Source organism: Rhodococcus sp. 14C212 (assembly GCF_011058195.1).
Lineage (GTDB): Bacteria > Actinomycetota > Actinomycetes > Mycobacteriales > Mycobacteriaceae > Rhodococcus > Rhodococcus aetherivorans.
In genome coordinates this window covers 1-13,355 of the sequence record NZ_JAALEH010000035.1, presented here as the reverse complement: position 1 = coordinate 13,355, position 13,355 = coordinate 1, and the positions used below count along the sequence as shown (strand labels likewise).

Sequence of the window (13,355 nt, the reverse complement as noted above, 5' to 3'; positions counted from 1 at the left end):
GCGACCGGAGTGCGGGTGGTGCGGGCCCGCGGCACCGGCTCCGACCACCTGCTGTGCCTGGATCTCAGCGACCTTCCCCTCGTCGCGCAGGCGCTGCTGCTGCGCCTGGACCCGGTGCACGACCTCGACGAGTACTCGGCGCTGCGCCGCGTCACCGCCTCCCTCGCCGTCCCCTACTCGGTCGCGGACGTGCGGTCCGCGGCGGCGGCAGACCCCGCGACCGCGCGCCTCGCGACCCGCATCGACAACCTGGGCATCGCGTCGTGGGAACTGTGGCGACGAGGGGATGAACGCTCGGCCGCCGAGCTCGACATGACGGCGGGCCGGTGCTTCGTGATCGATCTCGGCAGCCTGAACTCCCCCGGCGAGCGGGCCGCGGTGTCGCTCGGTCTGCTGAGCCGGCTGTGGATGCTGCGGCGGCGCCGCCTGCCGATGCTCCTGGTGGTGGACGAGGCGCACAACATCCTGCCGTCGGTCACGGCGGACCCGTTGTCGTCGAGCACCGCGGATCTGGGGGTGGTCATCGCCGGCGAGGGCCGCAAGTTCGGGCTGCACCTGTTCGTCGCCACGCAGCGCCCCGGGAAGGTGCATCCGAATGTCGTGTCCCAGTGCGACAACCTGTTGCTGATGCGCATGAACGGCAGCACCGACATCGAGGAGCTCGCACACCTGTTCTCGCACGTCCCGCCGGCGATGCTGCACCGCGCCACGACGTTCGGGCTGGGCCAGGCCCTCTTCGCGGGACCGATCGCCCCGACCCCCCTGCTGGCCCGCGTGGGGACGCGGGTCAGTCCGGAAGGCGGCGCGGACGTCCCGACGGACCGGGCGCATCCTGCAGCCGATACCGGCGTTCTCACATACCCACACGAGGGGCCCGAATCGTCCTAGTGTCAAGTCCATGACGACCACAGCTGAGCACATCCGCATCACCCTGGACGGCGCGTGGCGGCAGGCGCGCGAGCGGGCCCGCGCGGATCTGGACCGGCCCGAGTTCGCCCCGCACTACACGCCGGACCTGGACGCGGCCCGGGCGGTCACGTTGAAGCAGATGCGGATGCTCGCCGAATCCGGCTATGCCCGGGCGGGCTTCTCCAAGGCGGTGGGTGGGGGCGGCGACGCCGGCGGCGCAGTGGCGTCGATCGAGATGCTCGCCATGTCGGACCTGTCGCTGATGGTCAAGGCCGGGGTGCAGTGGGGCCTGTTCGGCGGCGCGATCGAGAATCTCGGCACGGCCCGCCACCACGAGCGCTACATCGGCCCGCTCATCGACCTCGATCTGCTCGGCTGTTTCGCGATGACCGAGACCGGCCACGGCTCCGACGTCCAGTCGCTCGAGACGACGGCGTCGTACGACCCGGGCACCGAGGAGTTCGTGATCCACTCCCCCACCCCGTCCTCACGCAAGGACTACATCGGCGGCGCGGCGCAGCACGCGACGGTCGCCGCGGTGTTCGCGCAGCTGATCACCGGGGGCAAGTCCCAGGGCGTGCACTGCTTCGTCGTGCCGATCCGCGACGAGAACGGCGACGACCTGCCCGGCGTCACCACCTCCGACTGCGGCCACAAGGGCGGCCTGCCGGGCGTGGACAACGGGCGGCTCATGTTCGACCACGTGCGGATCCCGCGGGAGAACCTGCTCAACCGGTACGCCGACGTCGAGCCCGACGGCACCTATGTCTCGGCTATCGAGAACCCGAACCGCCGCTTCTTCACCATGGTGGGCACGCTCGTGCGGGGCCGGGTCACCGTCGGCGGCTCGGCGGGTGCCGCGGCCCGCGTGGCGCTGTCGATCGCGACGCGGTACGCGTTGCAGCGCCGCCAATTCAGCGCGCCGGGCGACGAGAACGAGGTGCTGCTGATGGACTACCTGGTGCATCAGCGCCGCCTGCTGCCGCTCATCGCGAGGTCGTACGCGCTGACCTTCGCGCAGAACGAGCTGGTCTCGACCATGGACCGGATCCAGACCACGCCCGTCGACGACGTCGACCCCCAGGAGCAGCGTGAGCTCGAGGGCCGGGCCGCCGGACTGAAGGTCGCCAACACCGCCCACGCGACGCGCGCCATCCAGGAGTGCCGCGAGGCCTGCGGCGGCGCCGGATACATGGCCGAGAACCGGCTGACGGCGTTGAAGGCGGACACCGACGTGTTCACCACCTTCGAGGGCGACAACCACGTGCTCACCCAGCTCGTCGCGAAGGAGCTGCTCACCGCCTACGCGGACGAGGTCCGCGGGATGAGCCCCGTGGAGTGGATGAAGTTCGCCGCCGTCACGGTGTCGGACATCGTCAAGAAGCGCACCGCCGCGCAGCAGATCCTCCAGACCCTCGTCGACACCCGGAAGGACAACGAGGAGGACGGCAGCCTCTTCGACCGGGGCACGCAGATGGCGATGTTCGAGTCCCGTGAGCAGTACCTGCTCTCGACGGCGGCGCGGCGGCTGCAGGCCGCGTCGAACCGCGAGGAGAACATGTTCGACGCGTTCAACTTCGTGCAGGACCACGTGCTGCACGCCGCGCACGCCCACATCGACCGGGTCGTGCTCGAGGCGTTCGTCGCGGGGATCGACTCGTGTCCCGACGAGGCGGCCCGCGAGCTGCTGTCGGACCTGTGCGACCTGTACGCGCTGAGCGTCATCGACGAGGACAAGGCCTGGTACATGGAGCACCGGCAGCTGTCGGTGGAGCGGGCGAAGGCCGTGTCACGCGGCATCAACGAACGCTGCCGGACCCTGCGCCCGCACGTGACGACGCTCGTCGAGGGTCTCGGCGTGCCGGAGCACCTGCTCGGGTCGGCGATGCTCGACGGTCCGGGCACGGACGCCGGTCGCCTCGGCTGACTGCCGGGCCGGGTGCGCGGATCAGGCCAGTGCCAGCACCCGGCACGGTCCGCCGGTGCCGCCGACGTGCTTGGGTGCGCCGACGACGACGGTCGCGCCGCGCGGCGGCACCGCCGCGAGATTCGCCATCGCCTCGATGCCGTAGCGGCCCGCGCCGAGCAGCTCCACGTGGGCGCCGAAGTCGCTGCTGCTCGCCCGGTCGATGCTCAGGGTGTCGACGCCGAGCCCCACGACGTTCCGTTCGTGCACGAGCATCCGGACGGCGTCACGGTCGAAGCCCGGCGCGTGCGGGATGCGCAGCGCGTCGGCGTTGACGAAGCGGGCGGGGTCGGCGAGGCGGGCCTCCCAGCCCGAGTGCATCGCGACGAACGCGCCTGCCGGGATCGGGCCGTGTTGCTGCTCCCAGGCCGCCACGTCGGCGACGGTGACCACGGCGTCGTCGTCCTGCGCGGCCTTGCCGGCGATGTCGACGACGGCGAGCGGGGCCACGAAATCGCGCACCGGCAGCGCCTCGACGGTGGCGCCGCCGCGCACGATGTGGGCCGGGGCATCGAGATGGGTGCCGGTGTGCTCCCACAGCGACAGCTCGTTGACGGCGAAACGCCCGAGGTCGAGCGTTGCGACGGGGCGCATCGTGAACTGCTCGTTGCCGGGCCACACCGGGAACTGCGGGGTCAGCGTGTGGGTCAGGTCGATCACCGCGTCGGCCCGCACGGGAGTGGTGTGCCCGCCGGCGCGCGCGGCGGGCGTCGCGGCGAGGCCCGCGGCGGTCACGCCCACTGCGGCGAGGAAGGAGCGGCGACCGAATCGCCCCCGGGTGTCCCGGATCTCGCGATACACCCGGTCGAGCACCGTCGGTGAGCACATCGTCTCGCCCTCTCAGTCGGCGGCAGGTTCCACCAGCAGGACGCGGTCGCCGCTTCCGTTGTCCGTCGTGACGAGCAGCGCCCCGTCGGGCCGCGCGGTCACCGACCGCAACCGGCCGAACCGGCCCTCGAGCGCGGTCGCGGTCTCGTCCACCGCGCGGCCGTCGGCGGTGAGTTCGAGGAACAGCAGTTTCTCCTGCTGTTGGCTCGTGATCACCAGCGCACCGTCCCACCCGTTCCAGCCGGCACCGGCGACGAACGTGCCGCCCGGAGTCGCGAGGGTGGGGGCGCCGGAACCCCACACGGCCCCGATCGCACCCGGCACGCGGGCCGGGTCGGTCATGGGCACCGACTCGTCGTAGACGAGCGGAAGGCGGTCGGGCCGGTAGCCGTAGTTGCCGCCCGGCAGCAGCAGATTCACCTCGTCGTCACGGCCGGTGCCCTGCTCGACCGCATAGAGCTCGCCGGTGCCGGGACGCAGCGCCAGACCCTGCACGTTGCGGTGGCCGAGAGTGAACACCGGGCTGTCCGGATCGGGGGTGCCCGCCGCGGGAGTGCCGTCGGGATCGATGTGGAGCACCTTGCCGCCCAGGCTGTTCCGGTCCTGAGGAACCTGGGGGTGGGCGGTGTCGCCCGTTCCGACGTACAGCGATCCGTCGGGGTGGGCGAGCAGCCGGCAGCCGCCGTGACGGCCGCCCTGCCCGACCGGGATGCCGGCGAGCACGGTGGCACCACGGGTCAATTCCGTCCATCCGGCATCGACCGTCCAGGACTGCACGCGGATGTCGGTGCCGTCGGGGCCGCGACGACCCTGACAGCTGTAGAGGATCCGGCTCGTCCCGAAATCCGGTGCCAGCGCCAGTCCCATCAGACCGGTCTCGCCCTCGGCGTACAGGTCGGACAGGTCGGCGCGCACGTCGCGGACGTCACCGTCCGGGTCGCGGACCACGAAGCGGCCCTTGCGTTCTCCGGTGAGGATCGTCCCGTCCGGCGCGGCGACGACGTCCCAGGGCTTGCTCAGCCCCTCCATCAGCGGCGTCACGGTCAGCACCGGCAGCGCGCCCGCCTCGGGTGGGGCCGCGTGGGCGCTCGGCGCCCCTGCCGCGAGCACGCCCGCCGCGATCGCCGCCGCGCACCTCCTCGGGATTCGCACGCGCGTCTCCTCTTCGCCGGGTCCCGGCGATGTTACGGAAGGCGATACGCCGGACGGCGACGACACGCGCGTCGGCGCCGGATTCGTTCGGGTTCCGCGGCGGAGGCGTCCGCCGGGACCGACCGGAGCCGGTGCGCGGGCCGGAACCGCGCGGCGCGTCGATCCAGGGGCGCTAGCCGGGAGCAACCTGCAGAATCTTGTCGTCGGAGCCGTTGTCGGTGGTGACGAGGAGCGAGCCGTCGGGCAACGGGGTGAGCGACCGCAGACGGCCGTACTCCCCCTCGAGCAGTTCGGTCGATTCGGTCACGCTGCGGCCGTCCTCGGACAGGCGCAGCAGCAGCAGCTTCTCGTCCTGCTGGCTGCTGACGACGAGCGCACCGGACCACGGGCCCCACGCCGGCCCGGCCGCGAACGCCAGCCCGGGGGTGGCGATGGTGGGCGATCCGGAACTCCACACCGCCGGGATCGCGCCGGGCACGCGATCGGGATCGGTCATGGGCACCGACTCGTCGTACGTGCCGGGTTCGCGGTCGGGGCGCCAGCCGTAGTTGCCGCCCGGCACGAGCAGGTTGACCTCGTCGTCGCGGCTGCTGCCCTGCTCCACCGAGTAGAGCCGTCCGGTGCCGGGCTGCAGCGCCAGCCCCTGCACGTTGCGGTGGCCGAGGGTGAACACGACGCTGCGCGGGTCCGGGTTGCCGGGCGCCGGCGACCCGTCGGGGTTCAGGTGCAGCACCTTGCCGCCGAGGCCGGCCGGATCCTGCGGCGCCGCCGGGCGGGTGGCGTCGCCCGTGCCGATGTACAGGGTGCCGTCGGGGTGCGCGAGGATCCGGCAGCCGGCGTGGCGCCCGCCGCGGGCGACCGGCAGGCCGTCGACGAGGGTGCGCTGCCGCGTCATCGTGGTCCAGCCGGGATCGACGGTCCAGGCGTAGACGCGGACGTCGTCGGGGTCGCGGTGCCCCTGGCACGCGTAGACGGTGCGGCTGGACTCGAAGTCGAGGGCGAGCGCGACGCCCATGAGTCCGGTCTCCCCCACCGCGTACAGGTCCGGCAGGTCGGCGCGCAGTTCCTCGACGCGCCCGTCGGGCCGCCGGACGACGAACCGGCCCGACCGTTCACCGGTCAGCAGCGTCCCGTCGGGGGCCTGCACCACATCCCACGGATGGTCGAGACCGTCGACGACGGTGGTGACGGTGACCCGCGGCGCGGCCGCCGACTCGGGGATCGCGCTCGGCGTACCCGAGAGCACCGTCCGCGCGGGCTCCTCCGGCGCACACGCCGTCAGGACGCACGCCAGCCCGGCAGCGCACAGTCCGTGGGCGATCCGCATGCCGATCGGGCTCCTCGGGCGATCAGGGTTTGAGAACGAGGCGGGCGATCGCGTCCGAGGCCTCCTGGATCTTCGCGTCGGCCTCCGGGCCGCCCTGCCGGGCGGCGTCGACGACGCAGCCGGCCAGGTGCGCGTCCAGCAGCTTGAGCGAGACCGTCTGCAGGGCCTTGGTGACGGCGGAAACCTGGGTCAGGACGTCGATGCAGTAGCGGTCGTCCTCGACCATCCGGGCAATGCCCGCAACCTGTCCCTCGATGCGGCGCAGGCGCTTGAGCAGGTCCTCCTGGTGCGGGGTGTATCCGGCCATAACCGCATCGTACCCCTAGGGGGTATTAAAGCAAGGGTGGATCGGCGCGCTCGGCCAGCACCGTTTCGAGTTCGGATCGCAACCGCTCGTGATCCCTGGCCCACGCCCGCACCAGGGCGCCGCCGCGCAACCGCAGGCCGACGGCCGTGCGACCTCGCGGCACGTTCGACAGCTCCCCGAGCGTCCGGGCCGTCTCCCAGCGCTCGGGATCACGGGCCCGGGGATCGGCCGCGGGCAGCACCGCGTCGATCTCCTCGAGCGGCAGTTCCTCGGTGCCGAGGCGCAGCGTCGTCGCGGTCAGCTCCACGCTCACGTGCCGCCGGGCCGCGACGACCGTCACGTACGCGAAACCGCTGAGGACGAGAGCGATCACCGGCAGGGAGACCCAGTGGACCACCGGCCCGGTCATCAGCTCCACGACGAGCACGACGACGCAGAGCACCGGGCCGAGCGCCACGGTGCGCCAACGCGCACCGGGCTCGTGGAATCGGGACTCGGCCGGCTCGCTCACGTCGCGGTCAGGCGCTGAGCATGCCCGGAACGACGACCAGCACCAGTGTCACCACACCCAGGACGGCGATGAGGCCGATCAGAACCAGCTCACGACGACGACCATAGGGCCGGGGCTCCACCTGCATGAAAGTCCTCTTCGCTCGTCGGAACGACCGCGCGGGCCGTGGGTCGTCAGACACCGTACTCCGCGTGTCCGTCGGGTCAGCTCGGGGGCAACCGAAGGAAGTACAGGTTCGGCTCGCGACGGTGCATGAGCACGATCGCCCCGACCGAGCACACCCCCTGCAGGATGCTCACGAGACCGATCACGAGGCCGGCCCCCCCACCCAGTGCCCCGACGCCGAACACCGTGGGGATCGCCGTGAAGGTCAGGAAGACGCCGATCATCGTGAGCAGCATGCGCGCCCAGTTCCGGCCGCGGCGCATCGCGAGGACCACGAGCAGGAACAGCCCGGTGAACGCCAGGCCCAGGACGGCCGTGATCCCGAAACCCAACGGCAGCAACGACTCCACCGACTCCCGGGGCATCTCCACCGGGGGCGTCTGCCGGGCCAGCTCGGCGGTCATCTGATCGACGAACTCGTCCCTGCGCTCCCACATCAGCGCCACGCTCGCACCGAGGTACACCAGGCCCAGGACCGCGACCGCACACCACAGCTGGAACGCGGTCTCCACGTCCACGGGGGTGGGGCGCCGCTCCCCCGCAGCCGCCCCGGGCGGCGTGACCGGCGGCCCGGGCCACTGCGACGGTTCGGGCGTGCTCACGTGAGCCGGCCCGCGACCTCGGCCGCCCAGTAGGTGAGCACGATGTCGGCGCCGGCGCGGCGGATGCTCGTCACCGACTCCAGTATTGCCGCGTCCCGGTCGATCCAGCCGTTCTGCGCGGCGGCGGTGATCATCGCGTACTCGCCGGAGATCTGATACGCCGCGACGGGCACGTCCGAGCGGTCCGCGACCTCGCGCAGCACGTCGAGGTACGACATCGCCGGCTTGACCATCACCAGGTCGGCGCCCTCGGCGAGATCGAGATCGACTTCGCGCAGCGCCTCCCGGCGGTTCGCCGGATCCTGCTGGTAGGTGCGGCGATCACCCTCGAGCGAGGAACCCACCGCGTCGCGGAACGGCCCGTAGAACGCCGACGCGTACTTCGCGGAATACGCGATCTGCCCCACGTCCTGATGCCCCGCGGCGTCGAGCGCCGCCCGGATCGACGCCACCTGGCCGTCCATCATCCCGCTCGGACCGAGCAGGTGCGCGCCCGCCTCGGCCTGCGCGACGGCCATCTCCGCATACCGCTCGAGCGTCGCGTCGTTGTCCACCTCACCCGAAGCACTCAGGACGCCGCAGTGACCGTGGTCGGTGAACTCGTCGAGGCACGTGTCGGCCATCAGGACCGTCGCGTCGCCGAGTTCGGCGCGCAGGTCGCGCAACGCGCGGTTGAGCACGCCCTCCGGGTCGGTGCCGCCGGACCCGCGGGCGTCCTTGTCCTCGGCCCGCGGCACGCCGAAGAGCATCAGCCCGCCGACACCGGCCTCGACCGCGGCGGTCGCCGCGGCCGGCAGCGAATCGGGGGTGTGCTGGTACACGCCGGGCATCGAGGGAATCTCACGCGGCGCGTCGAGCCCGTCGGCGACGAACATCGGCAGCACCAGATGCCGTGGCTCGAGGGAGGTTTCGGCGACCAGCCGGCGCATGGCCGGGGTGGTGCGCAGCCTGCGGGGACGGACATCGGGATACATCGGCGGACTCACCTTCCAGGCAAGCCGTGCGCGGTTCCGGTAGCGGCAGCCACCGGAACCGCGCACGGTGGGTCAGCGGCGGGCGCGGGACTTCTTGCGGGGCGGCGGCAGCGCACCCTCGGCCCGCAGCCGGGCGGCGTGCTCGGCGAGCGCCTCCACCAGGGGGCCGATCTGGGCGGTCTCCGGCTGCACGTCCACCCGCAGGCCGAACTCGATCGCGGTCTCCGCGGTCTTCGGCCCGATGCACGCGACGATGGTGCGCGCGTGCGGCTTACCGGCGATACCCACGAGGTTGCGGACCGTCGAGGACGAGGTGAAGCACACCGCGTCGAACCCCCCGGTCTTGATCATCTCGCGGGTCTCGGCCGGCGGCGGCGCTGCCCGCACCGTGCGGTAGGCCGTCACGTCGTCGATCTCCCAGCCCCGCTCGCGCAGCCCCTCCGCGAGGGTCTCGGTGGCGATGTCGGCGCGCGGCAGCAGCACCCGGTTGACCGGGTCGAAAACGTCGTCGTACGGGGCGAACTCGGCCAACAGGCCCTCGCTGGACTGCTCCCCGGCGGGCACCAGCTCGGGGGTGATCCCGAACGAGCGCACCTTGTCCGCCGTCGCCTGCCCGACACACGCGATCTTCACGCCCGAGAAGGCGCGTGCGTCGAGACCGAACGCCTCGAACTTCTCCCACACCGCGCGCACCGCGTTGGTGGAGGTGAACACCACCCACTGGTAGCGGCCGTCCACGAGACCCTTGACGGCCCGCTCCATCTGGGCCGGGCTGCGGGGCGGCTCGACGGCGATGGTCGGCACCTCGATCGGGATGGCGCCGTGCGCGACGAGCCGCTCGCTCATCTCCCCGGCCTGCTCCTTGGTGCGCGGCACCAGCACCGTCCAGCCGTACAGCGCGCGGGACTCCCACCACGAGAGCTTGCCGCGCTGCGAGACGATCTTGCCGACGGTGACGATGAGCGGCCCCACCAACTCGGAGCCGGCATCGTTGAGCGTGGCGAGGGTGGCCTCGACGGTGCGCTGTTGACGGGTCGTGCCACGGACGGTGATCGCCGCGGGGGTCTGCGGCGCCAGCCCGTGCTCGACGAGGGCGCTGGCGGTCTCCGCGAGGTGACCGGACGTGGCGTGCAGCACCAGCGGGCCCGGCGCGGCGGCGAGCGCCGCCCAGTCCACCTCGCCGCGCACGTCGACCTCGGTGTGACACGAGCCCAGGGCCATGCCCGCGTAGCTCGGCACGGCCGAGCCGGGGGTCAGGCCCGGCAGGACCTCGAACGCCACCTGCGTGCGGGCGACGGCGTTGACCTCGGCGATCACCGAGTCAGTGGTCAGCGGGTCACCGGCGACGAGGCGCACGACGTCGTGGCCGTTCTTCGCCTCCGCGACGAGGGTCTTGGCGACCTCGGTGGGCTCGCCCAGCGCGGGACGCACCTCGGTGACGGGCTCCCCGGTCTCCGGGTCCCGGGCGGCGGTGGTCCCGACGAGCGCGACCACCCCCTTGTCGACGTCGGGGTCGGTGAAGGCGATCGTCGCGCCCGCGAGCACGTCGCGGGCTCGCACGGTCAGCAGAGCCGGGTCGCCCGGCCCCGCTCCCACGAACAGGATCCGTCCGGGATTGTGCTTACGGACTCGGCTCATCGGTCATTCTCCAGTGCGGTCAAATCTGCGGTAAGGGGAAACCTGGGGTACGGACGGAGGGCGTCAAACATCTGCGGTGCCCTGTTCCGGCGCGTCGTCCGCACGGCTGGTCATCAGCTCGCGCGCACCGCGGTCGAGCAACTCGCGGGCCACCGCCCGGCCCAGCTCCTCCGCGCGGTCGGGGTCGCCGACGGCGCTCGCGCGCAGCACGTCCGAGCCGTCCAGGGCGGCGGCGCAGCCGCGCACGGACAGCTCCTCGATCACGCGGCCGTCGTCGTCGAGGGATTCGACGACCTCGGCAACGGCCCCCACCGGGGCGGTACAGCCGGCCTCGAGCTCGGCGAGCAGGGCCCGTTCGGCGACGACCGCGACGCGACTGGCGCGGTCGTCGAGGCCGGCGACGATCTCGATCAGTGCGGTGTCCCCGGCGCGGCATTCGACCGCGAGGGCCCCCTGGGAGGGCGCCGGCAGCATCTGCACCGGCTCGAGCGACTCGGTGATCCGGTCGAGGCGGCCGATGCGTGACAGCCCTGCCCGGGCGATGACGATGGCGTCCAGTTCGCCGGATGCGACCTTGCCGAGCCGGGTGTCGATGTTCCCGCGCAGCGGCTGGATGTCGAGGCCCAGGCCCATGGCCGCGAGCTGGGCACGCCGTCGCGGCGCGGAGGTGCCCACGCGAGAGCCGGGCGGCAGTTCGCCGAGCACCAGGCCGTCGCGGGCGACGAGCGCGTCGCGCGGATCCTCACGCGGCGGCACGGCCGCGATCACCAGACGCGGATCCTGCGCGGTCGGCAGGTCCTTGTACGAGTGCACGGCCAGGTCGACGTCGCCGGCGAGCAGCGCCTCGCGCAGCTCGGCGGTGAAGACGCCGACGCCGATCCGCTCGACCGGGCCGGCGGTCACGTCGCCCTTGGTGGTGATGACGACCAGCTCGGCGGGATGGCCGGCGGCGATCAGCGCGTCCCGGACGGTGCCCGCCTGCGTGGTCGCCAGCAGGCTGCCGCGCGTTCCGATCCGCAGCGTGCGGCTGCCGGTCCCGGCTTCGATCCGGGTGTCCGATGCGACCTCGGCGCTCATGCCTGCCTTTCCTCTCGGGGAGCCCCCAGCGGCCCGGGAAACTGCTTCCGGGGAGACTGCAGCTCCGTGGTGACGGCCGGATCCAGCGCGGCCGAGAGATCGGTCGCGCCGGTCACGTCGGGCAGCGCGCCGAGTTCCTTCGCCACCGGGGTGGCGACGGCCTCGGCGGCACCCGGACGCAGTTCGAACAGCTCGCGCAGCGCCTCGGCGTACTGGTCGCCGCCGGGGGTGGACGCCAGTTGCTTGACGCGCACCGTCGGCGCGTGCAGCAGCTTGTCCACGACGCGGCGCACCGTGCGGGCGACCTCCCCGCGCTGGCCGTCGTCGAGCCCCGGCAACCGGGACTCGAGCCGCAGCAGTTCGCCCTCGACGACCTCGGCGGCGCGCTGGCGCAGGGCGGTGACGGTGGGGGTGACCTCGGCGAGGCGCTGGGAAGCGAGGTAGTCGGCGAGTTCGGCGGCGACGATCGAGCGAGCGGCCTCGGTGTCGGAGGCGGCGGCCCCGGCCGCGGGATCGCGTTGCAGCGACTCCATGTCGAAGACGGTGACGCCGGGCAGACCCGAGACGGCGGGCTCCACGTCGCGCGGCAGGCCGAGATCGCAGATCACCAGCGGGCGGGTGCTGCGCTCGGGCTGGGCGAGGGCCCGGTGCGCGTCGGCGAGGGTGACGACCGTACCGACGGCCCCCGTGCAGGTGACGGCCACATCGGCCTGCGACAACGCGGCGGCGAGCCGCTCGAACGGCATGACGTCGGCCTCGACCCCGTTGCCGCGTGCGGTCTCGGCGAGCCGCTCGGCGCGCTCGCGGGTCCGGTTGACCACCACGATGCGCCCGATTCCGGCGCGGGTGAGGTGCGCGACGGCGAGCCCGCCCATCGCGCCCGCGCCGATCACGGCGGCGGTGCGGCCGGCGAGACCGTCGAGCGATGTCGCGGCCTTGTCCAGCGCCACCGACACGACGGACGCACCCGCCGCGTCGATGCCGGTTTCGGTGTGCACCCGCTTGCCCACGCGCAGCGCCTGCTGGGCCAGCTCGTGCAGGGCCCGGCCGGCGGCCTGCTGGGCGTCGGCGCTCGCGTAGGCGGTCCGGATCTGGCCGAGGATCTGTTGCTCGCCGACCACCATGGAGTCCAGGCCGCTGGCCACGGCGAACAGATGCTCGGCGGCCGCCTCGCTGTAGCGCACGTACGCGTGCTTGTGCAGATCGACGAGGGTCAGGCCCGAGTGCTCGGCCATGAGCTCGCTGACGTCGGCCAGCGCACCGTGGAACGCGTCGACCACCGCGTAGATCTCCACCCGGTTGCAGGTGGAGACGATCATCGCCTCCGAGATGTGGTCGGAGGCCATCATCTTGTCGGTCAGCTTGGGTCGGTCGGTGTCGGTGACGGCGACCTTCTCGAGAACCGGGACGGGCGCGGTCCTGTGCGAGAGCCCGACGAGGAGAACACTCACGGCGCAATCACCGATCCGTTTCTTGTCGCTGCCGAGGCCACTGGGCTCGGCGTTCCTGATGCGGTGTGCCCGTTCGCGCTCGGCGCGGTGAGCCGGGACGCGCCGGAGGCGGCCCGTCGTGATTCACCCGACGCGGCGCGCCGGGTGTCGGTCAGGCCCGCGTGACTGCCGCCCGCCACCTGGGCGAGCGCGTCGTTGCGGGCGCTGTGGAACGAGAGGACCTGCATTTCCACGGACAGGTCGACCCGCCGGACCTCGACATGGTCGGGCACCTCGAGGGGTGCCGAGGCGAAGCTCAGCACGGACCGGACACCGGAGCGCACCAGCAGGTCGCACACACCCTGGGCGGCGTCGTCCGGGGTGGCGATGACGCCGATCGTGGCACCGAGTTCGCGGGCGGCCGCTTCGAGCCCGTCGACGTGGCGGATGGCCAGGTTCCCCACCCGCG

General features: G+C 72.6%; 12 protein-coding genes and 1 pseudogene. 2 read left to right on the top strand and 11 right to left on the bottom strand.

What is annotated here, in order from left to right:
• The first annotated feature begins 15 nt into the window (after window positions 1-15).
• Complete coding sequence (locus G6038_RS16450) at window positions 16-888, top strand: ATP-binding protein (RefSeq protein WP_240918536.1); 873 nt, start codon at window positions 16-18, stop codon at window positions 886-888.
• A gap of 10 nt (window positions 889-898) precedes the next feature.
• Window positions 899-2,836 (top strand): acyl-CoA dehydrogenase, encoded by a 1,938-nt coding sequence (locus G6038_RS16445; protein ID WP_165038903.1) that lies wholly within the window; start codon window positions 899-901, stop codon window positions 2,834-2,836.
• A 21-nt stretch (window positions 2,837-2,857) separates the two neighbouring features.
• On the opposite strand, the gene G6038_RS16440 is transcribed toward G6038_RS16445, so the two are convergent.
• The 11 genes and pseudogenes from G6038_RS16440 to G6038_RS16390 form a co-directional block, all read right to left on the bottom strand.
• Window positions 2,858-3,703: a cyclase family protein gene (locus G6038_RS16440; protein WP_165038902.1), complete on the bottom strand. Its 846-nt coding sequence runs from the start codon at window positions 3,701-3,703 to the stop codon at window positions 2,858-2,860.
• 12 nt (window positions 3,704-3,715) lie between these two features.
• Entirely contained in the window at window positions 3,716-4,855 is a 1,140-nt protein-coding gene (locus G6038_RS16435; RefSeq protein WP_165038901.1) for a PQQ-dependent sugar dehydrogenase, read from the bottom strand.
• Between the two features lie 172 nt (window positions 4,856-5,027).
• Complete coding sequence (locus G6038_RS16430) at window positions 5,028-6,182, bottom strand: PQQ-dependent sugar dehydrogenase (RefSeq protein WP_165038900.1); 1,155 nt, start codon at window positions 6,180-6,182, stop codon at window positions 5,028-5,030.
• 22 nt (window positions 6,183-6,204) lie between these two features.
• A complete protein-coding gene (locus G6038_RS16425; protein WP_165038899.1) occupies window positions 6,205-6,489 on the bottom strand; it encodes a metal-sensitive transcriptional regulator in 285 nt (94 codons plus the stop codon).
• A 25-nt stretch (window positions 6,490-6,514) separates the two neighbouring features.
• The gene (locus G6038_RS16420; RefSeq protein WP_165038898.1) at window positions 6,515-7,000 is read right to left on the bottom strand and encodes a hypothetical protein; all 486 of its coding nucleotides are present in this window, start codon (window positions 6,998-7,000) and stop codon (window positions 6,515-6,517) included.
• A gap of 203 nt (window positions 7,001-7,203) precedes the next feature.
• The gene (locus G6038_RS16415) at window positions 7,204-7,683 is read right to left on the bottom strand and encodes a hypothetical protein (RefSeq protein WP_165038941.1); all 480 of its coding nucleotides are present in this window, start codon (window positions 7,681-7,683) and stop codon (window positions 7,204-7,206) included.
• An 80-nt stretch (window positions 7,684-7,763) separates the two neighbouring features.
• Window positions 7,764-8,741 (bottom strand): porphobilinogen synthase, encoded by a 978-nt coding sequence (hemB, locus tag G6038_RS16410; RefSeq protein ID WP_165038897.1) that lies wholly within the window; start codon window positions 8,739-8,741, stop codon window positions 7,764-7,766.
• Window positions 8,742-8,813: 72 nt separating this feature from the next.
• Window positions 8,814-10,379, bottom strand: coding sequence for a bifunctional uroporphyrinogen-III C-methyltransferase/uroporphyrinogen-III synthase (locus G6038_RS16405; protein ID WP_165038896.1), 1,566 nt, complete (start codon window positions 10,377-10,379; stop codon window positions 8,814-8,816).
• A 63-nt stretch (window positions 10,380-10,442) separates the two neighbouring features.
• On the bottom strand, window positions 10,443-11,456 hold the full coding sequence (gene hemC, locus G6038_RS16400) for a hydroxymethylbilane synthase (RefSeq protein ID WP_165038895.1): 1,014 nt from the start codon (window positions 11,454-11,456) through the stop codon (window positions 10,443-10,445).
• Window positions 11,453-12,907, bottom strand: a complete 1,455-nt coding sequence (locus G6038_RS16395) for a glutamyl-tRNA reductase (protein WP_165038894.1) — start codon at window positions 12,905-12,907, stop codon at window positions 11,453-11,455. Before G6038_RS16395 ends, hemC begins: the two co-directional genes overlap by 4 nt.
• Window positions 12,904-13,355, bottom strand: a pseudogene (locus G6038_RS16390) (redox-sensing transcriptional repressor Rex); the annotation flags it as partial. The pseudogene G6038_RS16390 and the gene G6038_RS16395, both read right to left, overlap by 4 nt.